This is a genomic window from Streptomyces sp. 142MFCol3.1 (assembly GCF_000424945.1).
Lineage (GTDB): Bacteria > Actinomycetota > Actinomycetes > Streptomycetales > Streptomycetaceae > Streptomyces > Streptomyces siamensis.
In genome coordinates this window covers 23,616-47,801 of sequence record NZ_AUKV01000001.1, presented here as the reverse complement: position 1 = coordinate 47,801, position 24,186 = coordinate 23,616, and the positions used below count along the sequence as shown (strand labels likewise).

18 protein-coding genes and 2 pseudogenes are annotated in these 24,186 nt (G+C 72.8%); 7 read left to right on the top strand and 13 right to left on the bottom strand.

The window, feature by feature from the left end:
• The first annotated feature begins 416 nt into the window (after positions 1–416).
• The gene (locus H305_RS44070) at positions 417–2,360 is read left to right on the top strand and encodes an RICIN domain-containing protein (protein ID WP_063611237.1); all 1,944 of its coding nucleotides are present in this window, start codon (positions 417–419) and stop codon (positions 2,358–2,360) included.
• A gap of 137 nt (positions 2,361–2,497) precedes the next feature.
• Here the strand turns inward: H305_RS44070 and H305_RS0100185 are convergent, their stop codons facing one another.
• From H305_RS0100185 to H305_RS0100165, 4 genes and pseudogenes are all read right to left on the bottom strand, one after another.
• Positions 2,498–3,475 (bottom strand): 2-hydroxyacid dehydrogenase, encoded by a 978-nt coding sequence (locus tag H305_RS0100185; protein ID WP_028798607.1) that lies wholly within the window; start codon positions 3,473–3,475, stop codon positions 2,498–2,500.
• Positions 3,472–4,641, bottom strand: coding sequence for a lactate 2-monooxygenase (locus H305_RS0100180; protein WP_028798606.1), 1,170 nt, complete (start codon positions 4,639–4,641; stop codon positions 3,472–3,474). Before H305_RS0100180 ends, H305_RS0100185 begins: the two co-directional genes overlap by 4 nt.
• Before the next feature lie 553 nt (positions 4,642–5,194).
• A pseudogene (locus H305_RS44065) lies at positions 5,195–5,629 on the bottom strand (TIGR03668 family PPOX class F420-dependent oxidoreductase); the annotation flags it as partial.
• 221 nt (positions 5,630–5,850) lie between these two features.
• Positions 5,851–6,402, bottom strand: a complete 552-nt coding sequence (locus H305_RS0100165; protein WP_028798605.1) for a hypothetical protein — start codon at positions 6,400–6,402, stop codon at positions 5,851–5,853.
• A gap of 389 nt (positions 6,403–6,791) precedes the next feature.
• Here H305_RS0100165 and H305_RS0100160 point away from each other — a divergent pair, with 389 nt between their 5' ends.
• Positions 6,792–7,226 carry a protease inhibitor gene (locus H305_RS0100160; protein ID WP_028798604.1) on the top strand — a complete coding sequence of 145 codons (435 nt, stop codon included), beginning with the start codon at positions 6,792–6,794 and terminating at the stop codon, positions 7,224–7,226.
• Positions 7,227–7,457: 231 nt separating this feature from the next.
• On the opposite strand, the gene H305_RS0100155 is transcribed toward H305_RS0100160, so the two are convergent.
• Complete coding sequence (locus H305_RS0100155; protein WP_028798603.1) at positions 7,458–7,955, bottom strand: methyltransferase family protein; 498 nt, start codon at positions 7,953–7,955, stop codon at positions 7,458–7,460.
• 119 nt (positions 7,956–8,074) lie between these two features.
• Between H305_RS0100155 and H305_RS0100150 the strand changes: the two genes are divergently transcribed.
• On the top strand, positions 8,075–9,658 hold the full coding sequence (locus tag H305_RS0100150) for a bifunctional phosphatase PAP2/diacylglycerol kinase family protein (RefSeq protein ID WP_028798602.1): 1,584 nt from the start codon (positions 8,075–8,077) through the stop codon (positions 9,656–9,658).
• A gap of 15 nt (positions 9,659–9,673) precedes the next feature.
• On the opposite strand, the gene H305_RS53165 is transcribed toward H305_RS0100150, so the two are convergent.
• Positions 9,674–9,811: a hypothetical protein gene (locus tag H305_RS53165; protein ID WP_158690458.1), complete on the bottom strand. Its 138-nt coding sequence runs from the start codon at positions 9,809–9,811 to the stop codon at positions 9,674–9,676.
• Between the two features lie 56 nt (positions 9,812–9,867).
• On the opposite strand from H305_RS53165, the gene H305_RS0100140 reads away from it, so the two are divergent.
• Complete coding sequence (locus H305_RS0100140; protein WP_028798601.1) at positions 9,868–10,221, top strand: ArsR/SmtB family transcription factor; 354 nt, start codon at positions 9,868–9,870, stop codon at positions 10,219–10,221.
• A 5-nt stretch (positions 10,222–10,226) separates the two neighbouring features.
• Entirely contained in the window at positions 10,227–10,754 is a 528-nt protein-coding gene (locus H305_RS0100135) for an SRPBCC family protein (protein ID WP_028798600.1), read from the top strand.
• A gap of 35 nt (positions 10,755–10,789) precedes the next feature.
• On the opposite strand, the gene H305_RS0100130 is transcribed toward H305_RS0100135, so the two are convergent.
• From H305_RS0100130 to H305_RS0100110, 5 genes are all read right to left on the bottom strand, one after another.
• Complete coding sequence (locus H305_RS0100130) at positions 10,790–13,618, bottom strand: NHLP bacteriocin export ABC transporter permease/ATPase subunit (protein ID WP_028798599.1); 2,829 nt, start codon at positions 13,616–13,618, stop codon at positions 10,790–10,792.
• Between the two features lies 1 nt (position 13,619).
• A complete protein-coding gene (locus tag H305_RS0100125) occupies positions 13,620–15,857 on the bottom strand; it encodes an NHLP family bacteriocin export ABC transporter peptidase/permease/ATPase subunit (protein WP_028798598.1) in 2,238 nt (745 codons plus the stop codon).
• Entirely contained in the window at positions 15,854–16,663 is an 810-nt protein-coding gene (locus tag H305_RS0100120) for an HlyD family efflux transporter periplasmic adaptor subunit (RefSeq protein WP_028798597.1), read from the bottom strand. Before H305_RS0100120 ends, H305_RS0100125 begins: the two co-directional genes overlap by 4 nt.
• 90 nt (positions 16,664–16,753) lie before the next feature.
• Positions 16,754–16,969 (bottom strand): hypothetical protein, encoded by a 216-nt coding sequence (locus H305_RS0100115; protein WP_028798596.1) that lies wholly within the window; start codon positions 16,967–16,969, stop codon positions 16,754–16,756.
• A 616-nt stretch (positions 16,970–17,585) separates the two neighbouring features.
• On the bottom strand, positions 17,586–17,999 hold the full coding sequence (locus H305_RS0100110) for a PaaI family thioesterase (RefSeq protein ID WP_028798595.1): 414 nt from the start codon (positions 17,997–17,999) through the stop codon (positions 17,586–17,588).
• A 195-nt stretch (positions 18,000–18,194) separates the two neighbouring features.
• Here H305_RS0100110 and H305_RS0100105 point away from each other — a divergent pair, with 195 nt between their 5' ends.
• Entirely contained in the window at positions 18,195–19,499 is a 1,305-nt protein-coding gene (locus H305_RS0100105) for a S1 family peptidase (protein WP_028798594.1), read from the top strand.
• 176 nt (positions 19,500–19,675) lie between these two features.
• Here the strand turns inward: H305_RS0100105 and H305_RS0100100 are convergent, their stop codons facing one another.
• Positions 19,676–21,829: a SpoIIE family protein phosphatase gene (locus H305_RS0100100; protein WP_028798593.1), complete on the bottom strand. Its 2,154-nt coding sequence runs from the start codon at positions 21,827–21,829 to the stop codon at positions 19,676–19,678.
• A gap of 278 nt (positions 21,830–22,107) precedes the next feature.
• Here H305_RS0100100 and H305_RS49900 point away from each other — a divergent pair, with 278 nt between their 5' ends.
• Positions 22,108–22,716 (top strand): response regulator transcription factor, encoded by a 609-nt coding sequence (locus H305_RS49900; protein WP_078628804.1) that lies wholly within the window; start codon positions 22,108–22,110, stop codon positions 22,714–22,716.
• A gap of 228 nt (positions 22,717–22,944) precedes the next feature.
• On the opposite strand, the pseudogene H305_RS49895 reads toward H305_RS49900, so the two are convergent.
• Positions 22,945–24,153: pseudogene (locus tag H305_RS49895) on the bottom strand (ATP-binding cassette domain-containing protein); the annotation flags it as partial.
• Between the last annotated feature and the right edge of the window lie 33 nt (positions 24,154–24,186).

Here is a 24,186-nt window from a genome sequence, read left to right as displayed (position 1 = left end):
GGGCCGATTCCAGTGGACTACGGAGTTCCGCGCGCCGGGAGCGTGCGAGGGCCTCCGGCGCGTGCGCCCGGTTCACACGGGGCGTGTCGAATTTCGAAAGCCGGTGCGAGCGGGGCGAGTTGCCGCAGGATCTGACTTTATTTCAATGGGCCTGAGGTTGCTCAAGTGCCTTGTTGGCCGTGAGCGTGTTGTGCGAGGGTGAACTCCCTGCGCCGGGCCAATGGCCGGGTCTGAATCGCTGTTCGCCATTCCGAGTCGTCGGTAGGCTCAAAAAGCCCCTGACCGGCGGTCGTCGTGCGGCCTTCGTCCTCGCCGTTTCCCCGGCGCACCGTCAAAAAGGTATGCACCAACCAGCGCTCCTTTTCGGCGGTCAGGAATTCTGTGTGCCACCTTGCACCTCGGAAGGAACCCGCTCCGTGCGCACCCCCCACCCCCCTCGTCCCCCTTATCCGCCCGGCGGCGTTCCCGGCGAATCCGACGAGAGTCTCGCCGCCCGGCTGAGAGGAGCGGCACAGGACGACGCCGCCCACCCCGTCGCCCTGCTGATGGCCCGGCACTGGCAGCCGGCGTACGACTACGCGGTCATCTGCCTCGCCTCCTCGGCACCCGCCGCCGCCATGGTGGCGGCGACCTCCTTCCACCGGGCGCTCGACCGCCTCGGGGAAGGCGACTCCGCGATCGCCCTGCGGCCCGAACTCCTCGTGGACGTACGCGACACCGTCAGGGAGTGGTCCGCGGACGACCGGATAACCGGTGTTCTGCCGGACCTGGGGAAACCCGCGGGGGGCCGCGGCATGCGTGCCGCGAAGTCCATGACGGCCGAAAATCGCAAGCTGGCGGAGCGTGCTTTCCATACTCTGCCGGGAGTGTCCCGGTGTCTTCTGTGGCACATCGAGGTCGAGGCGGAGCCCATATCCGTACCGGCCGGTCTGTCGGGCATGGACACCGACATCGCGTCGGCCGCCCTGGAGCAGGCCCGCGAGCAATTCCGTGAGGGCTGTGTACGCGCTCACCGGGAACTGGCGCCCAGCAAGGAATGCGGCTTCCACAACCGCCTCCTCGATGTGCCGATCCGCCGCGGCGGCGCCTTGCTTCCCGATGTCCGGCAGCATCTGGCGGAGTGCTCGTACTGCCGGCACGCGGCAGAACAACTCGGCCATTTCGAGCGCGGGTTGGGATCGCTGATCGCAGAGGCCGTGCTCGGCTGGGGCGCACAGCGCTATCTCGACTCACGCCCTGGGCGTGCGGGACAGCGCTTGCGCCCCCGTGGTGGTACCCCCTTCGGCGGACGCCTTCCTGGGAGCGGCGGGCGTACCGGCGGCGGCCGCCGCGACGGCGCGGACGGACGGCCGGGAACCGGCGGGCGTCAGGGCGGCGGTGGGCGGCACCGTCTGCTGGGGCAGTTCCCCACGCCGGGCCGCGGGGCGGCCCGGCAGGGCGAGGCCCCTCCCAAGGCTCTGCTGACCGGCGTCGGGCTGTCGGCCGTCCTGCTCGCGACCGTCCTCGCGGCCGGTCTGTGGCCGCACGACGAGGGAGGTGCCGACCCCACGGCCTCCACGGGCGCCGGCAGCAGCCACAACCTGTCCGAGGCCCCCGCCTCCCGGACCCCGCCCGCCGCCTCGTCGCCCCCCACCTCGGCGGGACTGCCGACGGGCACCGAGCAGACCCGGCTGCGCAATCTCGCCGCCGACCTGTGCCTGGACATCAGGGGCGGCAGCGCGACTCCCGGCGCCGAGACCGAGCTCGCGGTGTGCTCGTCGGCCTGGACCCAGCAGTGGTCGTACGAGTACGACGGACTGCTGCGCAGCATCGCCGATCCCGGCCTGTGCCTGGACTCGCACGCGGACAACGGTGTCGTCCTGCTGCAGCGCTGTGTCGCCGAGAACGCGGCCCGCGGCAAGGACATGCGCTACGACCTCACCGTGCGGGGCGAGTTGCTGCCCCGCCGACGCGAGGGGCTCGCCGTCACGCCGGCGTCGGACGACCCCGACACCGACGTCGTCGTCAAGGTCCGCGACGGCTCCGACGAGCAGCGCTGGCGCACCGACCCCCCGCCGGACCGCCCCAAGTCGCTGTCGGTCGCGGGCACGTCCGGCCCGTCGGCCCCGCCCGCGAGCGACGAGCCCACCGCCGAGGACACTCCCGCGCAGCCGGGCGAGGAACACGGCGAGCCGTCCGCCGAGGTGCCTGCCGACCCCGGGCCCACCGCGGCGGAGCCCTACCAGGAGCCGCGCGCGGTTGCCGTCGGCGACGGCCACGACGACGCGGACCCGCAGTCCGCGCTGCCCCTCGGCCCGTCCGGACTCGTCGACGACGCGGGGCTCCAGGACAGACAGGCCGCGGCCACGACCGCACAGTGAGAGCGGCGGTGTGACACCACCGCGAGGGCACGCCGTGATGCCACCGCGAGTCGTGGCCTGACGCCGGCGTCGGGGCCGTGGCGCGCCGGCCCGTGCCGGATCTCGCGCCGCGGCCTCGCGGTGCCGGGGCGACAGCTCTACGAGACGACGTCCCGGGGCGGCCTGCCCGCCACGAAGTCGGCCGCGTTGTGGACGGCCGCCAGCGCGATCCGCACCAGCGTCTCGCGCGTGACACCGGCGACGTGCGGGGAGAGCAGCACGTTCGGTGCCTTCAGCAACCGCAGGGCGGGGGTGGGCGGTTCGGGGTCGAACACGTCGATGCCCGCGCCGGCCAGGGCGCCCGCCTCCAGCGCGTCCGCGAGGGCGTCCTGGTCGATGAGGGCGCCCCGCGCGGTGTTCACGACGAACGCCGTCGGTTTGAGCAGCGCGAGCCGCTCGGCGTTCAGCAGATGCCGGGTGTCCTCGGTCAGGGGCGCGTGCAGAGTGATGTAGTCCGAGGTCCGCAGCAGTTCGTCGAGCCCGACATGGCGGGCCCCGCCGAGCCGGGCCGCCGTCTTCGCGTCGAGCGGCCGCGGACCGGCGTACACGATGGTCATGTCGAAGGCGACCGCGCGGCGGGCGACCTCCTCGCCGATGTGCCCGAGCCCGACGATGCCGAGCGTCTTCCCGGACAGCTCGGTGATCGACTGCTGGAGCCGCGGCAGGGCCCAGTCGGCCTCGACGAGGGCGGTGTGCGCGGGGACGAGCTGCTTGGCGAGAGCGAGCATCAGGGCGAAGGTCTGCTCGGCCACGTTCTGCTTCTCGGCGCCGCCGGAGCCGATGTTGCAGACCAGGACGCCCTGGGCGCGAGCCGCGTCCAGGGCGACGTAGTCGAAGCCGTGACTGGCGCACTGGATCAGCTCCAGGGCCGGTGCGGCGGCGATGTGCTCGGCGGTCACCGGGGCCAGGCCGGTGATGACGACATGCGCCTCGCGGAGCGCCACGGGGTCCTCGTCGGTGGCCTCCACCACGGTCACCCGGGCCTCGCCGGGGAAGACGCCGGCGAGCGCGGCGCCCGCCGTCCGTCCGCCCACGTGCGGCGAGACGACGGCGAGGACGTTCTTCGGGTCGCTCATACACTGTCCTCGGTCAGGTCGTCGGGGCCGACGACGTCCGGGCGGGCGTGCCCGGACAGGGCGAGCGTCAGGTCGAACTCGGCGAGCAGGCAGCGGATGACGTGCTCCACGCCCGCCTGCCCGTCGAGGCCCAGCCCGTAGGCGTACGGGCGGCCGACGAGCACGGCCCGCGCGCCGAGCGCGAGCGCCTTGAAGATATCGTCGCCCGTGCGGACGCCGCTGTCGAACAGGACGGTCAGCCGGTCGCCCACCGCTTCGACGACACGGGGCAGCGCGTCGGCGGCGGCCACCGACCCCGCCACCTGCCGGCCACCGTGGTTGGAGACGACCACGCCGTCCATCCCCGCGTCGGCCGCGAGCCGCGCGTCGTCCGGGTGCAGGATGCCCTTGAGGACGATCGGACCGTCCCAGTTCTCGCGCAGGAAGGCCAGGTCGGGCCAGGTCTTGCCGGGGTCCGCGAACATGCCCACGAAGTGCATCACGGCCGCGTTCGGATCCTCGTGGACCGGCTTCGCCAGACCCGCCCGGAACGCCGGGTCGGAGAAGTAGTTGGCGGTCCCCACGCCGTGCAGGAACGGCAGGTACGCCTGATCGAGGTCGCGCGGCCGCCAGGCCAGCAGGGGAGTGTCGAGGGTGACGAACAGCGCGGTGAACCCCGAGGCCTTGGCCCGGTCCAGGAAGCTCCGGGTGACCTCCCGGTCCTTCGCCCAGTACAGCTGGAACCAGCGCTCCCCGTCGCCCATCGCCTCCGCGACCTGCTCCATGGGGGTGCTGGAGGCCGACGACAGGATGTACGGGACGCCCTGCGCCGCGGCGGCCCGCGCGGCGGCCGGCTCGGCGCCCGGATGCATGATCGACAAGACCCCCACCGGCGCGAGCGCCAGCGGCGCGGGCAGTGCGCGGCCCAGTACCTCGACGGACAGGTCGCGCTCGTGCACGTCACGCAGCATGCGCGGCACGATCCGGCGCCGGTCCAGGGCCTCCCGGTTGGCGCGTGCGGTACTTCCGCTGCCCGCGCTGCCCGCCACATAGCCCACCGGACCGGGACCGAGGCGCTGCTCGGTGAGCTCCTCCAGCCGGGTCAGATCGGTGGGCAGCCGGGGTACGGCACCCGTCATTCCGTTCAGATAGATCTCGTACTGGAAGTCGGCCCAATGCTTCGCCATCCGTACGTCCCGCCTCTCGTCCCTGAGACCGCGCTGTGCGCCGACGATCCTTGCGACTGCGACAAGATCCGTCCAGCATGGTGCGCACATCGCGCCACTGGGGCTGTCACCGGGTGACCAACAGCAGGACGGACGCCGGCTCCGGTCCCGCGCCGAGGGCCGGGGCCGAGGAGCGGCCGGCCACCGCGACGGGCGGGTCCCCGGCGGCCCGGACCCGGGTCCGGCGCGACATGGCCGCCGACCCGAGGGTCGTGGAGGTGGTCGTCGCGGCCGTCGACGCGCGGGTCCCGGTGTACGCGGCGCTGGACGACAGCCGGCGGTGGAGCGCGTTGTGGCGCGACGGGAGGAAGGCCGGTGACCGCCGCTGGGGTGTGCGGCGTGCGGGGACGCCGTCCTCGAAGGGGTGCGCCGAAGTTACGGCGGCCTGTCGAGCACGCCGGTGGGTGAATCATCCATCCCTCGCGGACGCCCCGGAGCATTCGTCCCTTCCGTGCCGGCCGCCGCCGTGAGCGGCGTGGGGTGCGGGTCGGCCCGGCGGGTCCTCGCCGTGGGCGGCGAGCCATCCGTGCCAGCGGTGGACGGCGACCGCGATCACCGGGCCGTCCGGCGGCCGGCCGCGGTACTGGGCGTACTTCTCCCGCAGCGCGGCGACCGCCGTTCCGTACGTCTCCCGCGCACCCACCTCCGGTGCGGCGGGCGGCACGACGCGTGCGTCGCCGTCCGCCCGGACCCACCACAGGCGGCTCCAGTCCTCGTCGAACGCGTCGACGAGCAGACAGACGGCCGGGTGCGCCGCGATGTTGCGCAGCCGCTTCAGCCGTGGTGACCGCTTGGGCTTCCCGTCGACCGCGGTGACGATCTCGTCGCCGAGTACGGCGAACACGACCGGTACCAGGTGCGGGCGCCCCTCGGCGTCCACGGTCGCCAGCCGCGCCACCCGCGCGGTGAGGAAGCGGCGTCGCGCCTCCGTCTCGTCCATGTCCGGCAAGGTGAGCCTCCGGTCCTTCCCGCCGGGCGAAGGCCCGACGTCCCGACGCGCCCGCGATCCCCGGGGTGCCGGCGACGCCCGCAGTGCCGTCGGCGTACGGACGTGCCCTCGGCCGGAACGGCCGGTCGCCTGGAACGCGGCCGTCCGGTTGTGTCGGCTCCCAGTGTGGCGCGACGGCCGGGAGGCGGGTGCCGTCCGTGCGCCGGAGGAGGGAGAACCGGTCACTCCTCGTCGGTGGCGCCGTCCTCCGGTTCGGTGTCCGGACCCTGCGCCCGTACCCGCTGCACGTGCTCCAGCGACTCGCGCAGTTCCGCGAGCCAGTCGTCGGTGTGGCGCTGCACCAGGCGTACGCACCACGCGAGGGCGTCGCTGCGGCTGCGGGCGACCCCGGCGGCGACCAGGGTGTCCAGGACCTGCCGCTCGGGCTGGCGCAGCCGCGTCATGACCGGCGCCGCGACGTGCGTGAACAGGGCGCGCACGGTTCCGCACTCCACGCCCCAGGACACCTTCTTGCCGAACCGGTGCTCCGCCTCGCGCGCCACCGCGATCCTGTCCTCGCGGGTGCGTTCCCTGAATTCCTGGACACGTGCCTCGGCTGCCGCCTCCTTCTCGGCGGCCGATGCGCCGTCGCCGAGCCGGGGTTCAGGGATGCGGCCGACGACCGTGATCTCCTCCCGGTCGACCGTGACCTCCACGAGGCTCTCGAAGAGATCGTCGGGCAGGCGGCCGGCGAACCAGCCGCGCAGCTTGTCGCGCTGCTCCGATGTAATCATGTAATCACCATTACTCCACGGGCAAAAATGGGCAAGAGGGTCCGGTCGAAGTCCGCTGTGGGCGGACGTCACGGTCGGTGCGCGGCTCCGCCGGGGGCGCGCACAGGGGTGCCGCGGGGGTCCGGAGCGGGGTGAAGCGGAATGTTTCAGGCCGATTGCCGAGCCACGGAAATCTGGCCATGAGGGCCCGGCGGGCGATCAACGGTGGCTCAATCACGGGGCCCAGGAGTTCGAATTCCGTGACTTCACGCCACTGTTTCAACACTCAAAGTTACCTAAATGCGTGGGGTCGATGTGTGTTTCTCGTGAGGACTCGGCAGACTCGCGCTCGCCGAACCGGCACCCGACCGAGCCGGTATCGCATTCGATCGAGCGGAAGGATGCACACAATGCCGAACACCGCGCGTTGGGCAGCGACTCTCACCCTGACGGCCACCGCCGTCTGCGGACCCGTCATCGGTTCCGCCCACGCCGCCCCCGCCGCCGGCCCGTCCGGGCTCTACGCCCCGTCGGCCCTGGTGCTCACCACGGGCCACGGCGCCACCGCGGCCACCGTCACACCGGAGCGGGCCGTCACCCTGAACTGCGCCCCGACGGCCTCCGGCACCCATCCCGCCGCCGTGCAGGCCTGCGCCGAACTGCGCGGCGTCGGCGGCGATCCGGGCGCGCTGACGCTCAGAGACGGCGTCTTCTGTACCAGGCAATACGACCCCGTGGTGGTCACGGTCGAGGGTGTCTGGCAGGGCAAGCGCGTGTCCTACGAGCGCACCTTCGCCAACGAGTGCGTGAAGAACTCCTACGGGACGACCGTCTTCACGTTCTGAGAGACCGGGATCGCGAAGTCCCCGTGAAGAGCGACCGAGGTCCGTGACTGGGGAGTGCGGGCCACGTCGCGGGGACACCACGCGATTTCGCACCGAGGGCCGGCCTGACGGAGTGGGGCCGTCGGCCGGCCCTCGGCATTTGCATGCCCAGGATCTCCCCCGGCTCTCGGGCCGGACTTCCCCGCGCCCCGTCCCCCGGCGTCCCGTCACCTCCATGTCCGTGACGCCTGCTCACCCGGGGTCGTGCCACGCACCGGCCCGGGGCCACCAGCCGGGCACCGCCCGCCGGTAGCGCTCGTACTCCGCGCCGAACCGCGTCATCAGCTCCGGTTCCTCGTACCACCGGGCGAAAGCCGCCATCACCAGCCATGCGATCGCCCCGTACGCCAGGAGGAGCGGCCGCGCGAGCAGCAGGGCCTGCCCGAGGATCACCGCGACGACCGCCACGTACATCGGATTGCGGAGGTACCGGTACAGCCCGCCGACGACCAGATGCTCGGGAGGCGCGACCGGCGCCGGGGTGCCGAGGCCCTCGCGGACGAACCGCACGAAGGCGGACAGCAGCACGTATGCGCCCGCGGCCAGCGGCAGCAGACCGAGCGCGCGCACCGGCGGCCACCAGTGACCGGGTCGCCAGCCGGTCAGCCACCAGGGGATCAGGACGGCCACGGTGCCCGGCGCGAGTGCCAGGAAGAACGAACTGCCGGCCGCCGCCGCGGATCTGCGCATGTCCCCACCATGGCCCAGGCGGCCCGCGCCGGGAAGCCGCTGCGCCGCACGGCGCAGCCCCGTCACCGGTCCGAGTCGCCCGGGATGCAGGCACGGACGCGACGCCGTACCGGTGGAGCATGCGTGCACTGGGCGAGCTGGACGAGCGGCTGTTCACACGGGTGGCGGGGGCGCGGATGGCCGGAGCCGATCCGGCGCTGCGGCGTCTGAGCCACTTGGCCGACCACGGAGCGCTGTGGTTCGGCACGGCGGCCGGGCTCGCGGTCGCCGGTGGACGCACCGCCCGGCGTGCGGCCCTGCGGGGCGTCGGCGCGCTCGCGCTCGCCTCGCTCACCGTCAACACGGTCGTGAAGTGGAGCGCCCGCCGCCCCCGGCCGCTGCTCGACATGGTGCCGACGGTCCGTCACCTGCGCAGCCAGCCGCACACCACGTCCTTCCCGTCCGGGCATTCCGCCTCCGCCGCGGCCTTCGCCACCGGGATCGCCCTGGAGTCCACGCGGTACGGCGCCCTGGTCGCTCCCTTCGCCGCCGCGGTCGCCTTCTCCCGTGTCTACGTGGGCGTGCACTACCCCGGGGACGTGCTGGCCGGGGTGGCGATCGGCGTCGGCGCCGCGGCGCTCACCTGCCGCTGGTGGCCGCCTCGACAGGTCGTCCCCGGGAGACAGCGGCCCGTCGCCGACGCGCCCGCGCTGCCCCGGGGCGAGGGGCTGGTCGTGTTCGTCAACAGCGGGGCCGGCTCCGGCGCACCCGCCATGTCCCCGCCCCCGGCCGAACGGCTGCGCGCGCTGCTTCCCGGGGCCGAGCTGATCGAGCGGGGCCCCGACGACGATTTCGCCGCGCTGCTCGCCGAGGCCGTCGGCCGGGCCGCGCAGAGCGGGGGAGCCCTCGGCGTCTGCGGCGGGGACGGCAGCGTCAACGCAGCCGCCCGCGCGGCGGCCGAACGGGGCCTCGCGCTGGCCGTGTTCCCCGGCGGCACCCTCAACCACTTCGCCCAGGACCTGGGGGTGCCGGACTACGAGGACACCGCGGACGCCGTGGTCCGGGGCGAGGCGGTGTCCGTGGACATCGGTGTGGCGCGCACGGCCGGCGGCGAGGACGTGCGGTTCCTCAACACCTTCAGCATCGGCCTGTACCCCGAACTCGTCCGGATGCGTGAGCGTGCGCAGGAGCGGTGGGGCAAGTGGCCCGCCGCCGCGTTCGCCCTGGTCAGGGTGCTGCGCACCGCGACCCCCGTCGAGCTGAGCCTCAACGGCCGTCAACGCCGTCTGTGGCTGCTGTTCGCGGGCAACGGACGCTACGTCCCCGAGGGCTTCGCCCCGTCCTACAGGCCGCGGCTGGACGACGGACTGCTCGACCTGCGCGTGGTGGACGGCGACCACCGTCTCGCCCGCACCCGCGTCGTCGTCTCGGCGCTCGCCGGGGCCCTGCACCGCTCCCGGGTCTACGGCGCGGAGCAGGTCCCCTGGGTGCGGCTGGAGAACGTCACGGGTACGGACTCCCTCGCGTACGACGGTGAGATCGCCACGGCCGAGGCGTCGTTGAGCCTGGAGAAGGAACCCGGTGCGCTCGTGGTGTACCGGCCCGCGGTGCCGCACGACGAAGCGGCGCGGCAGGTGCGGCCGGCTGCCGGGGCGGCCGGCCGGGGCGGCCGGGCGAGGGGCCGCCGTCTCCCCGCCGTCGGCGGCCCCTCGGACCGGGGGTGATCGGTCCGCGACCGATCACATGTGGACGACGGGTGCGGCGTCCGGGCCCTGCGCCGGCTTCCCGCGCCGGTGGAGCAGGAAGGCGATGACGGCGCCCGCGACGCCGTCCGAGAAGCCGAGGTCGGCCTGGGCCGACGGCAGGGCGATGTGCACGATGGGGGCTCTCGTATGCCTTGACCGGCATATAACCAAGGGGGCATATTGGAGTCATGTCCGAGGCATCCCTGTGGGCCGCGCTCGCCGACCCGCACCGGCGCGCCATCGTGGCGCTCCTCCTGGAGCGCCCGCACGCCGTCGGCGAGATCGTCGAGGCCTGCGGTCTGAGCCAGCCCAGCACCTCCAAGCACCTTCGGGTGCTCCGCGACGCCGGGCTCGTCCGGGCGCGCCAGGACGCGCAACGCCGTGTCTACGCCCTCGACCCCGCCCCGATCGCCGCACTCGACGCCTGGCTCGCCCCGTACCGCAGCCTGTGGAACGAGAGCCTCGACGCCCTGGGCCGACGCCTGGACGCCGCGGCGGAGGAGCGACCGGACGACCATGACACACCCTCCCCGAAGGACTGACCGCCATGTCCGCCGAACGCACCGGCACCTACCTCACCCTGGACGACGGACGCCCGGCCGTCCGCTTCAGCAGGACCTACGACCACCCCGTCGACCGGGTCTGGCAGTTCGTGACCGACCCCGACGAACTCGCCCACTGGTTCCCCTCCCGCGCCGAGTTCGAGCTGCGGCCGGGCGGCACCGTCACCTTCAGCGGCGACCCCAACACGGCGGACTCGCAGGGCCGCGTCCTCGCCGTCGACCCGCCCCGGCACCTCTCCTTCGCCTGGGGCGGCGACGAACTGCACTTCGACCTGGAAGCCCTGGACGACAAGCGCACCCGCTTCACGCTCACCGACGTGCTCGGGGCCGTGGACACCGCCGCGCGCAACGGCGCCGGCTGGGAGGTGTGTCTCGGCGCCCTCGACGCGAAGGCCCGCGGCGAACACCCCGAGGGCCCGCACGCCGGCGCCGGAGCACCCTGGAAGGAGTTCTACCGCGGCTACCTCGACGCCGGGGTCCCCTCCGGCGCGCCCGTTCCGGGGCTCGACTGAGCAGGCGGGCCACCGCGGCCGCGCGCCGTCCCGGACTACTGCATCTGCCGTCGCACCAACTCGTGCAGCCGCCCGCCGGTGTCCGCCAGCAACTGCGCGGGCGGGCCCTGCTGGGCGACCCGGCCGTCCTCCATCACGATGACGCGGTCCGCGTCCATCACGGTCGACAGACGGTGCGCGATCACGACACGGGTGGCCCGCAGCGCACGGGTGCTCTCGATGACCGTGCGCTGCGTCTCGTTGTCGAGAGCGCTCGTCGCCTCGTCGAAGAAGAGGATCCTCGGACGCCGGATCAACGCCTGGGCGATCATCAGCCGCTGGCGCTGACCGCCGGAGACCGCGCCGCCGCCGGAGACGATCGTGTGCAGCCCCATCGGCATCCGCTTGATGTCCTCGGCCAGACCCGCCATCTCGGCCGCGGCCATCGCCTCCTCGGGGGTGTACGGCTCGGTGCCGCAGATGCAGTCCAGTATCGACCCGGTGAACGGCTGCGCGTGCTGGAGCACGACACCGCACTGACGGCGCACGGCCGACTGGTCGAGAGCCGCCAGGTCCTGGCCGTCGTACAGGACGCTGCCCGAGACCGGCCTGTCGAAGCCGATGAGCAGGCGCAGCAGCGTGGACTTGCCGCAGCCGCTCGGGCCGACGATCGCCACGAACTCGCCCGGCCGGACCTCGAAGGACACGTCGTCGAGGACCAGCGGACCGTCGTCGGCGTAACGGAAGGAGAGCCGCCGCGCCTCCAGGCCCCCGGACAGGACGCCCGGGCGCGTGTTCGCCGCGCGCACCTCCGGCGCCGCTTCGAGCACCGGCCTGATCTCCTCGAACATCGGCAGCGCGGCAGCCGCCGAGACGAACGCGCCGGTGATCTGGGTGACCGAGGTCAGCAGCATCGTCACCGACGTGCTGAAGGTGAGGAAGTCCGCCGCCGACAGCGAGCCGCGGGCCGGGCCGGCGAGCAGCATGAACATGAGCAGGGTGCACAGCGGCAGATAGACCGCGCCCATCACCGTGTTCAGGTTCTTGATGCGGCCCACCTTCTGCTGGAGCTCGCGGCTGCGCGCGAACTCGCCCGCCCAGGCGGCGTAGGCGTAGTTCTCAGCCGCCGCGACCCGCAGCTTGGGCAGCCCCCGCAGAGTCTGGAACGCCTGGTTGTTGAGCTTGTTGCCGAGCACGACCAGGCGGCGCTGCCAGCGCACCTGCCACAGTCCCAGGCCGAGGAACCCGGCCGCGATGACGACGAGCATGGCGATCGCGGCCAGCGCCATGGGAACGCTGTACCAGAGCAGCAGCCCCAGATTCATCGCGCCGACCGTGCCCGCCTGCGTGAGCGTCGGGCCGACACCCGCGAGCAGGCGGCGGATGCCGCTGATCCCCATGGCGGCGCTGGCGAGTTCACCGGTCGACCGGGACGTGAAGAACTTCGTCGGCAGGCGCAGCAGCCGGTCCCACACCGCCGGCTGGAGCGTCGCCTCGATCCGCCCCTCCAGCCGCAGGATCGTGAGGTTCTGCATCAGCATGAACGCCGCCGACACGACACTGGTGAGCATCAGGGCCAGACACACCTGCACGATGAGGTCGTGCTGGGCCTTCGGCACGTACTCGCCCAGCACCTTGCCGGTCGCGATCGGAACCAGGGCGCCGATCGCGACGGTCACCAGGCCGCTGACCGCGAGACCGCGTAGATCCGCGCCGGTACCGCGGAGACAGAACCGCAACAGCCCGAGCGGACTCGGCGTCCGCTCCGGCAACGGCCGGTAGAACATCACCGCCCGCGGCTCGAACTCCGCCGCGTTGGCCTTCTCGACCGGGGTCTCCCGCCCGGAGGACGGCTGCACGGCCACATAGCCGCCACGCCGCCACAGCAGGGCGACCGGCGCGCCGGACACGGCGCGGTGGCCCACCAGCGGGCCGATGTTGTCCCGCCACCAGCGCCCGTCCAGGCGTACCGCACGCGTGCGGATCCGCGAGGCGAGCGCGATCCGCTCGACCGGGTCGAGCCGGTCGCTCTCGGTGTCGCTCTGCGCGGGCTCCGCGAGGTCGATGCCCGCGGTGCGGGCGACCAGCTTGCACGCCGCGTACGTGGCGTCCGCGTCGGCGGCGGTCGGACGCTTCGCTGACGACTTGCCGATCGAGGCCAGCAGGGTCCGGTCGGCCTGGGCGCGGACCGCCTCACCGGCCTTGATGCCGGCCGCCGTACGGTCCTCGTGGCTCGCCTCCAGCTGCTCGATCCAGCGGTCGAGCGTGGCCAGCAGCCGGTATTGCTGGTCGACCATGCCCTGCCACACGCCGGGGTCCATCAGCAGATCGGCCGCGGCCTCGGCTCCGTACAGCGAGCCGTACTGGACGCTGCCGGGTGGCACCTGCATCCAGAAGACGTCGTCGTCCGTGAGCACGGCGGCGTTCTCCGTGGCCATCGGGGCCTGGAAGAGTATGGACAGGCTGCGGCCGACCCCAAGGGCGAGTGCGTACTCCAGCGGGCTGGACGTCGGAGGCACGTACTGCGGGTTGCCGTACGCGTCGTAGGACCAGGTCTCCGTGTTGACGGGCTGGTACAGCTCGCGCAGCACGATCCGGTGCACCACGCAGTCGCGCAACGGCCGCCCGACGAGCGTGTGCTGGGGACCCGCGACCGGGCCGAGCAGCAGCGAGCCCGCTTCGAGCCGGCCCAGATGGTGCCAGTGACCCTGCTGCGCCGCGTCGACCGCGAACAGGTCCATGGCGCCCGCGGCGACCAGCCACAGCACCTGCGGGCCCTCCAGGTCCAGCCGGTTGAGGCCGGAGCAGTCGATCGGCGTGCCCATGCCGCCGAGTGCGCCGAGGACGAGGTCCCCCTCGTGGACGCCCTCGTGAACCGTGGTCATCTCATCGCTCCTTGACCAGCTCGGCGTACGGGCCGCCGGCCGCCACCAGGGCGTCGTGCCGCCCGCGTTCCACGATCGTGCCGTGCTGGAGGACCACGATCTCGTCGCTGTCGCGCACGGTGCTCAGCCGGTGCGCGATCACCACACAGGCGCAGCCGCGCTTGCGCAGGTTGTCGATGACGAGCTGCTCGGTCTCCGCGTCCAGCGCGCTGGTCACCTCGTCGAGCACCAGGATGCTGGGCCTGCGCACCAGCGCCCGCGCGATCTCCAGACGCTGGCGCTGGCCGCCGGAGAAGTTGTGCCCGTCCTGCTCGACCCGGCTGTGGATGCCGCCCGGCCGCCGCGTCACGACGTCGTACAGCGCCGCGTCCTGAAGGGCGGACACCACCGCCTCGTCCGGGATCGACGGGTCCCACAGCGCGATGTTGTCGCGCACGGTGCCCTCGAAGAGGAAGACGTCCTGGTCGACGAAGGAGACGGAGGCGGCGAGCGCGCCGCGCGGGATGTCCTCCAGCAGCTGCCCGTCGATGCGGATCGTGCCCTCCCAGGGGGCGTACAGGCCCGAGATCAGCCGGGAGACCGTCGACTTGCCGCTCCCGGACCCGCCGACCAGCGCGACCTGCTGACCCGGTCCCACCGTCAGTGAGAATCCGCTGAGCAGCGGCTTGTCGAGCGGGCTGTAGCCGAACGTGATGTTCTCCAGTTCGACATGGCCGTGCAGCCGCCGGGTGGACTCGCCGGTGCCGGGGCGTGCGTAGAGCGGGTCGGCCTGGAAGTTCTCCACGTCCTTGAGCCGGGCGACGTCGGCCGCGAAGTCCTGGATACGGCCCGCGACACCGTTGAGCCGGGTGATCGGCGCCGTGAAGCGGGTCACCAGGGCCTGGAACGCGACGAGCAGGCCGACGGAGATGTGTCCCTCGACGGCACGCAGCCCGCCGATCCACAGGATCAGCGCGGAGTTCAGCGTCGCGAGCGTCGGGGCGACCACGCCCAGCCAGGCGCTGGGCACACCGAGGCGCTGCTGCTCCTCCAGCGTGGTGGCGTGCTGCCCGGCCCACTTGCGGAAGTAGCCGTCCTCGCCGCCGGTCGCCTTCATCGTCTCGATGAGCTGGAGCCCGGTGTAGGCCGTGTTGGTCAGCCGCGCGGTGTCCGCGCGCAGCTTCGCGGTACGGGTCGCGCGCATCCGGACCACCACGCGCATCGCCACCACGTTGAGCAGTGCGACACCGATCCCGACGGCCGTGAGCTGCGGGTCGTACGTGTAGAGCAGCACCGCGTAGAGCACGACCACGATCGCGTCCACACCGGCCGCGGCGAGGTCGCGGGCCAGAGTCTCGGACACCGCGTCGTTCGACTGGAGCCGTTGCACCAGGTCGGCCGGACTGCGCTGGGAGAAGAAGGTGACGGGCAGCCGTAGCAGGTGCCGCAGGAAGCGGGCGCTGCTCAGCGTGGAGGAGATGATGCGCCCGCGCAGCAGATTCGCCTGCTGCAGCCAGGTCAGCACCACCGTGAGCAGCACAGAGGCGCCCATCGACGCGAACAGCACGCTCAGCAGCGAGGTCTGGCCGCCGATCAGATACGTGTCGATGTAGGTCCGGCTGAGCGCGGGCAACGCCGCGCCGACCGCCACCAGCAGGAGGCTGGCCAGCACGGCCGCCGGCATCGTGCCCGAGGTGCCCCGCAGCCGGGCCGGCATGGCACCCAGCACTCCGGGCCTGCGCCCGCCCCTGCGGAAGCCGGGCCCCGGCTCCATGACCAGGACGACACCGGTGAAGCTGGTGTCGAAGTCGTCCATGGGGACGAAACGCCGTCCCTTGCCGGGGTCGTTGATGTGCACGCCGCGCCGGCCGAAGCGTCGCCCCATGCCGTCGAACACGACGTAGTGGTTGAACTCCCAGAACAGGATCGCGGGCGCCTTCACCTCGGCGAGCGCGACCGTGTCCATCTGCATGCCCTTGGCCGTGAGGCCGTAACTGCGGGCCGCCTTGAGGAGGTTGCTGGCGCGCGAGCCGTCCCGCGAGACACCGCAGGCGATGCGCAGCTCTTCGAGCGGGATGTGCCGGCCGTAGTGGCCGAGCACCATGGCGAGGGATGCCGCACCGCACTCCACGGCCTCCATCTGGAGCACGGTGGGGGTGCGCACCGTCTTGCGCCGCCCCTTGGGGACCGGCCGCTTGGGCGCGGGCGCGCGGCGTCTGCCCCGCACCGGCGGGGGGAGCGTGTCCTGGGGAGCGGTCACGGCAGGAGCCAATCGACGGGTCGCTGATCGGCCATGCGGATCGAACCCGTGGCCAGGGTCATGGAGGTGAGCGCGTACGGCGGCCCGTCCGCAGAGGACCACTTCAGGCCGCTCCTGGTGGCGGACGAACGGTCGAGGCGCACCAGGACGGCCACCGGGCGGCCCTTCTTGGTGAACTGCTCGCCGAGCTGGCTGTCGCCGAGGTAGGCGGCGATCTGCTGCTGGGTCTGCACCGTCCGGCCGACGGACTTCACATGGCCGCGCAGCACTCCGTACTGCTGGGTCGGCACCGACTGGACGCTGAGATCGACGGCGGCGTCCGCGGGAATGGTGGCGGCGTTCTCGGCGGGGACGTAGACGGTCGCGTAGAGCGGGTCGTCCGAGTGGGCGACCTTCTCGACGGCCGCGACGTTCGCGCCGGTCGAGATGATGGCGCCGATGGTGGCGACGAGCGCGGTGATCCGGCCCGCGGCGACGGTACGGACGACGGCTGTCTCGCCCTGGGCGGTCCGCACCTTCAGCAGGGGGGCGTTCGCGGGGAGCCGTTCGCCCTCCTTGGCGAGGACCGCGGTGACCTGGCCGGCGACGGGGCTCTGCAGCACGTAACTGCCCTGCCCGTGGGTGAGGACGGCCGGTGCGCCGACCGTGGAGGTGACGGTGCCCGTGACGGCCCAGACGGAGGCCGCGGCCATGGCGACGAGGGTCACGGAGAGGACGAGCCAGCCCTGCGGGCGGGCGAAGCGCACCGGGAGGTCGAGCTCCTCCGGCGACTGCAGCTTGGCGAGGGCCTGTTGGCGGAACTGCACGGGACTTCCCTCACCTGTTCGAGAGATTCGCGGCATCCGAGAGTCCCGGAACCGGGAAGCGGTTCCGGGACTCGACGGTGTGGAACGGGATCAGAGACCCGCGACCAGGCCGGTGACCGGGGCGGTGTTCAGGCCGGTCACGCCCTCGACGGTGCCGACGGCCGTGCCCACGAGGCCGGAGACCGGGGCAACGCCGTCGACCAGGCCGGACACGGTGCCGACAGCGTTCAGCGACAGGCCGCCGGAGACGTTGTCGAGGTCGGCGTCCGAGATCTCGGCGGTCTCAACACGGGGGGTGGAGTTCATGATGGAACTTCCCTTCGTATGGATATTTCATAAGGGGGGAGCGGCCCCCTCTGGGGACAGATGACGGCCGCCGCCGCGGGGCTGCGACACCCGTTTCCAGGCGTCGGGTGCGACCTCCGCGGTGCAACGGATCAAAGCACGGTGGCGGGGCACGCTTCCAATCAACCAGGGCTCTCACCTGGGAACTTGAGTGCGCGACAGGTTCAACCGTGCAGGTGTGCGCACGTCTTTGCGGCGACTTCTTCACATGCTGCGCGGCATCCATTCGTGCACGCGCTTGCCGTCCGCGGACCGAATGGGACAGTCCCGTCGCAATGGCGCGGAGGGGGGCGCGCGGCTGTGCAGATCCCTCGCACGCGGTGACCTGGTTGCGTAATGGATGTGCAGATTCGCTGAAGCCGGGATTCCGCTCGTGCTCGAAGACGATCCGTTACTGATCGGTAGCGGAACGTGTCGGCGGGATCGCGGACGTGTTCGGCCGGGCGAACGGGCGTGTGTCGCGCGGCCTCGCGACGGTGTGCCGTGCGGCCTCCTGCCGGTTGCCGGGCGGCTCCGCGAGGGCGCCCGGGTGGCCCCGTGACGGAGTGTCGGACGGGGCTCCCGGCCGCCGGCGTGCTCAGCCCAGCAGCGCGTACACCGTGCTCGCGCGCGCGGCGACCTCCCCGGACCCCTCGGCGGCCATCGTGATGTCGGCGAAGGCCATACGGCGGCCGAGCTTGGTGAGGACCGCCTCGACCAGGACGTCGGCGTCCGTCACCGCCCGCTGGAAGCTCGTGGACTGCTGCACCGTCGTCATCGGGACGAACGCGCCGCGTGCCGCCGACACCGCGATCACGGTCGCCGTGTCGGCGGCGGCCATCAGCGCCTGTCCCGACAGGGAGCCGCCCTCCCGGGACAGTCGTGCGGACCACGGCAGCCGCAGGACGGCGCGGCGGTCGCCCAGTTCCGCCACGGACAGGCCCAGATCCAGGACCCAGGGGGCGAAGTTGTCGTCGAGGATCTTGTCGGCTTCGGCAAGGTTCAGCGTCATACGGGGCATTGTTCCCCGACTCCCTGGCCGAAGTGGCCCTTTGCCTGGCGTTCCGCGCCTTTGAGTCGCCTGGATCCTGCCATTTGCAAAGGCAGTTGAACGCCACCGGCGGCACACGCGTATCAACCACCATCCAGGCGCCCCCCAGTCAGCTGCCGGACGGCGGCATCGACCCCGTCCCCAGGAGGTCAAGAGTTGAGTCACAAACGGATACCCAAGCGCAAGGCCGCCATCGCGGCGGGAAGCGTGGCGGCGCTCGGAGCTGCGGCCCTTCTGCTGCCCAACGCCAACGCGTCCCAGTCGAACGGGGACGACGCCACCCCGAGGACCTTCAAGGCGGGGGACGTCGCGGACGTCGCCTCACAGCTCGCCGCGCAGCTGGGCCAGTCCTTCGCGGGCTCCTACTACGACGCGGGCAAGCAGCAGCTCATCATCAACGTCGTCGGTAACGACAGCAACGTCGTCAACCGGATCGAGAAGGCCGGCGCGGTCGCGAACGAGGTGCAGAACAGCACCGCCGAACTGAAGGACGCCGCCAGAACTCTCAAGGCGGACGCGACGATCCCCGGCACGGCGTGGGCCGTCGACCCGAAGACCAACGAGATCCGGGTCACCGCCGACTCGACCGTCACGGGCGGCAAGTGGGACACCCTGGAGTCGACCGTCAAGGGTCTCGGCTCCAAAGTGGCAACCATCAAGAAGTCCGCCGGTACCTTCAAGACGTTCGTCGACGGCGGTGACGCCATCTTCGGCGGGGGTGCGCGCTGTTCCCTCGGCTTCAACGTCACGGCGGGCGACGGCAGCCCGGCCTTCCTGACCGCGGGCCACTGCGGTGTGGCCGCGGCCCAGTGGTCGGACTCCCAGGACGGCGCGCCGATCGCCACCGTGGACCAGGCCACGTTCCCGGGCGACGGCGACTTCGCCCTCGTCAAGTACGACGACCCCAACACGCAGGCCAACAGCGTGGTCAACGTCGGCAACGGCCAGTCCGTCGAGATCACCCAGGCCGCGGACGCCACCGTCGGGCAGCAGGTCCTCCGGATGGGCAGCACGACCGGTCTCAACGACGGCAACGTCACGGGGCTGGACGCCACGGTGAACTACCCGGAGGGCACGGTCACCGGACTCATCCAGACCGACGTCTGCGCCGAACCGGGCGACAGCGGAGGCTCCCTGTTCACCCAGGACGGCACTGCGATCGGTCTGACGTCGGGCGGCAGCGGGGACTGCACCAGCGGCGGCGAGACCTTCTTCCAGCCGGTCACGACCGCGCTCCAGGCGGTCGGTGCCACCCTCGGCGCCGGCGGCGCCGGAGCGGGTGCGGGTGCGGGCGATGCCGGGGCCGGTGACGCCGGAGCCGGTGACGCGGGTGCCGGCACGGTGGACCCGAGCGCGGGCGCCGGCGATCAGGCGGGTGCCGGTGACGAGGCCGGCGGGGCCGCCGACCAGAGCGGCACCGGCACGGACGACGGCTCGGGTCTGGTGAGCTCGCAGCCCTGACCCGGACGGCGAGCACCCCCGACGGTTCGGGAACACGAGCATCCCCGACGGTTCGGGGACACGAGAACCACTGACCGGCCGGGAACAGCCGTCCCGCCCGGCGGTGACAGCGGTCCGGCCCTCCGGCGGGAGGGCCGGACCGACTGCGTGTACGGGCGCCCGCGGAGCCCGACACCTCAGTCGTGGCCCCGCGCCCGCAGCAGGAGCAGCGCCACGTCGTCGAGCCGTTCCCGGGACTCCGCCCCGCCGTGCCGTACGAGGCTGTCCGCGAGCGCGTCGAGCGGCTGGTCACCGGTCTCGCCGAGCCGCCGGCCCAGGTCGGCGAGGGCGTCCTCGATGTCGACGCCCGGCGACTCGATCAGCCCGTCGGTGTAGAGCGTGAGCAGCGAGCCGGGCGTGAGGGTGACCTCCGTCGTCGGGTACCTGGCGTCGGCGTCGATCCCGAGCAGGGGCCCGCCGGCCAGGTCCAGCACCCGGACCTTCCCGTCCGGCCGCCGCAGCAGGGGCGGCGGATGACCCGCGCGCGCCATGACGGCCACCTCGTGCGCGGGGTCGAGGCTCAGGTAGAGACAGCTGGCGAAGAGGTCGACGCCCAGGTCGATCAGCAGCCGGTTGGTGCTGCGCATCACCTCCTCCGGCGGCTGGCCCACCGTCGTGTACGCGCGGACGGCCGTACGGATCTGCCCCATCAGGCCCGCCGCGGTCACGTTGTGCCCCTGGACGTCGCCGATCACCGCCGCGGCCCGCCCCCGCGAGGGCACCAGGTCGTAGAAGTCCCCGCCGATGTCCATGCCCCGGGCCGCCGGGAGGTAGCGTGCCGCCGCGTCGATCGAGGGCAGCACGGGCAGGGAGTGCGGCAGCAGCGCTTCCTGCAGACCGTGGGCCAACTGGTGCTTGGCGTCGTACAGGAGGGCACGCTCCAGCGCCTGCGCGACGAGACCGCCCAGACTGGTCAGGACGGCGCGCTCGTCCGCGGCGAAGGGGTGCGGCTGCGCGTACGCCAGGACGCAGGTGCCCACCGGACGACCCGAGGCCACCAGAGGCAGGTACGCCCACGCGGCCATGCCGTCGGGCGTCCCGCTCCTGGCCGGGTAGAGGCGCTCCAGCTGCGCCCGCGAGCCGAAGAACGCGGGAGCCCCGGTCTTCAGCGCCTGCGTTCCCGGCGTCGGGGCGGTGAGCGGCACCCCGTCGAGACGGTCCACGACCTGAGGGTCCGGGTATCCCCGGTGCCCGAGCACGTGCAGCCGCCCCGCCCGTGCGGCGAGGACGATCAGCGCCTGGCTGCCGACCGCGGGCGCGATCTCGTCCGCGACCAGCTGCACCACGTCCTGCACGCCCGCCGCCTGGGTGAGCGCGCTCGCCAGGCTCAGCACGTGGGAGATGGTCACCAGCCGCGGCGTGCCGTCGCCGGGCTGCGGGCCGGCCCGGGTCATCTCGGACACCGCGCGGGCCCGCGAGATGCGCACGCTCAGACCGGTCGTGCTCGGATACAGCCGGAACGACAGCCATTCGCCCGGCGGCCGCAGCGCCACGAACGAGGTGACGTGCTGGCTGAGCAGCGCGGCACGGTAACGGTCCTCGTACACGGGGTCGTTGAGCCACGGCACGGACGCCCACAGCTGGGTGCCCAGCAGCCGGCCGACCGGCAGGCCGAGCAGCTCCGCCGTCGCAGGGTTGGCGTAGCTGACCCGCCCGTGCAGGTCGAGCGCGCACAGCCCGTACGGCAGCCGCGCCACCATGCGGGTCGCCTCCAGCGTGCCGAGGGTGCCGGCCGTGGTTCCCGCGGACGGTGTCAGCAGGTCCGGTTCGGGGGGCACCGGCCGGCGTTCCTCGGCGGCACGCTCCAGGCGCAGTGCGAGCCGGTCGCAGGCGGCCGTGAGCTGGACCCGCTCACGGTCGGACAGGTCTGGCGGATGCGAGCCGGGCCAGGTCACGAAGACCGCGCCGTACGCCGTGTGTTCGGTCACCACCGGCATCGCGGCGAGCGCGAAGGGATAGGGAAGCACCACGGCGATCCGGGGATAGCGGCGGGCCATCTCCTCCTCGCCGCTCACCCAGATCAGCCGCCGGTTCCGCAGGGCCTCGGCCACCGGGATCGGCGCGCTCAGCCCCACCCGCTCCCACGGCGCCGCGAACGCCCGGGGCAGCCCCGCCATCACGGCCATCTCCAGCACCGGCTCGTGGTCCGCGAGCAGGTACACCGCTCCGGAGTGCGCGTGGACGTCGTCCAGCATCGAGGTCAGCGTCAGCGACAGCAGCGGGCGTCCGACCGGCGCCGGCCGGCTCGCTGGTGCCTGCTTGGCCCCCTGCCAGTCGGACACGCCGACCACCTCCTCGCGGGGCCGCACGACTGCTCAGGGGACCAGGCTCTCTCCTGGGGCCGTATCGCGCACGGCGAGCGTGCCCGGCGGGCGGGCACGCTCGTACCCCCGACGGCCGAGGCCATGCCCCCTGCTTCGAAGCAGGGGGCGGCGCGTGGGTGCTCCCCATGCGCGCCCCCGCGCACCCTCTTGGCCGGTTCTTCGCGCCCATGAATGGTCGCGAACGCCAACAATGGGCACGCGATCAGGACGACAACGCCGTCGATCGGTCACCTGGAGGAGCCGACGTGATCCGGGTACTACTCGTGCACGACGCATGTCTGGTGCGGCAGGTACTCGCGGAATGGCTGCGCCGAACGCCCGACCTCGGGGTGTACGACACCCCGTGGCGCAGCGCGCCCGGCCACGTCCGCTCGCTCGGGCCGGACGTGTGCGCCGCGGATCTCGACTGCGTCGACACGTACGGCATACCGCCGCTCGCCGAACTGTGCGGGCGGGGAGCGGGGTCCGCGGCGCCGCGGCTTCTCGTGCTTGCCCGTGCGAACAGGCCCGGCCTGCTCAGACGGGCCGCCGAGGCGGGCGCCCTCGGCTATGTCGACAAGGAGGGCTCGCCGGAGAGACTGGTGTCGGGGATACGCCGCGTCGCCGAGGGGGAACGTTTCGTCGACGACTCACTGGGCTTCGGGTTCCTCAAGGCGGCACAGATGCCGCTGACCCGGCGCGAGCTGAGCGTGCTCTCCCTCGCCGCCGCCGGAGCCTCCATCGCCGAGATCGCTGGAAGCCTCCATCTGTCCCACGGGACCGTGCGCAACTACATGGCGGCGATCACTCGCAAGACCGGGGCCCGCAACCGCATCGACGCCATCAGGATCTCGCGGGGCGAGGGGTGGCTGTGAGCCCGCAGGCCCGCCGCCGATCAGGTCGCGGTAGAGCGACGAGCGTTCCAGAAGGTCCTCGTGCACCCCGAGGTCCACGCGCCTTCCGTCCATGACCAGCACGCGCCCGGCGCGACGCGCCGAGCTGACACGGTGGGCGACGACCACGAGCGTGCCGCCGGGACGCGCGGCGAAGGCGCGCTCCGCACGTTCCTCCGCCACCGGATCGAGGTGGCAGGTCGCCTCGTCCAGCAGCGCGAGCGGTGCATTCGAAAGATATGCCCTGGTCAGCGCGATCAGCTGGCGTTCGCCCGCGGACAGGGTGGCCGGGTCGACCTCGGCCGACGGGCCGCCCAGCCGGTCCAGCAATTCGTCCAGCCCGACGGTCCGGGCCGCCGCCCGCAGCTCCGCCTCCGGTACCGGGTCCGGCCGCAGGTACCCCAGGTTCTCGGCCAGTGTGCCCGTGAAGACGTACGCCTCCTGGGGGATGAGGACACGTCGCCCGGTGGCCGCCTCGCCCCGCACCGGGTGACCGTGCACCCGGATCTCGCCGCGCACCGGCTCCAGGAGCCCCGCGACGAGGCCGGTCAGTGTCGACTTGCCGATTCCGCTGGGCCCCACGACGGCCAGATGCGTCCCGTGGGGGAGCCGCAGGTCGAGGTTCTCGATGACCGGGGCGCTGCCGGGACCGTAGGCGAAGGTGACCCCGGTGAGGTGGAGGGCGGCGGGCCCGGTGGTGTCCTCCGGCGCGGACCCGGTGCGGCTCGTGTCCTTTCGCACGGGCCCGGTGCGGTTCGGGTGCTGCCGCGCGGGCCCGGTGGCTTCGGCAGGCTCCGGCCGGGGCCCGCGGGGCCGAGGGAGCGCTGCCGGGGTGGCCGGAGCGGACGGTGCGGCCGGGGCCTCGGGCTCCGCCGACACGGCCGGCGGGGCCAGGCGCTCAAGGACGACGGCCAGGCGGGAGCCGCTGGTGCCCAGGCCGTGGACCAGATTCTGCAGCGCGGGGAGCAGCGACTGGGCGACATAGGAGAGGGCGCCGACGAGCGCGCCCGCGGTGACACCGTGCGCCAGCAGCCACGGGGCCGTGACGAGCAGCAGGACGAGGGGGAACTGCCCGCCGACGGTCAGGGACGCCACGCGCAGCACGCCCCAGCGGGCCAGCGAACGGGCCGCCCGCGTCTCGGAGTCGACGCGCGCACCCAGCTGGGCGCCCACCCGGGCCTCCGCGCCGGCCGCGGTGACGTCCCGCAGCCCCGCGCACACGACGCCCAGCCGGGAGGCGAGCTCCTCGTCCGCGAGGAGGAACGTCCGCTGCCGGCGCGCCAGCGGACGCAGCGTCACCACGAACAGGGCCACTCCGGCCGCCAGCGGCGGCGCGACCACCAGCAGGAGCAACGGGTCGAGCGAGCACAGCCCGACCAGCGCCCCCGCGGACGTGAACAGGAACGAGCGCGAGACCATCACCAGACCGGCGAAGGTGTCCCGGGCGATCTC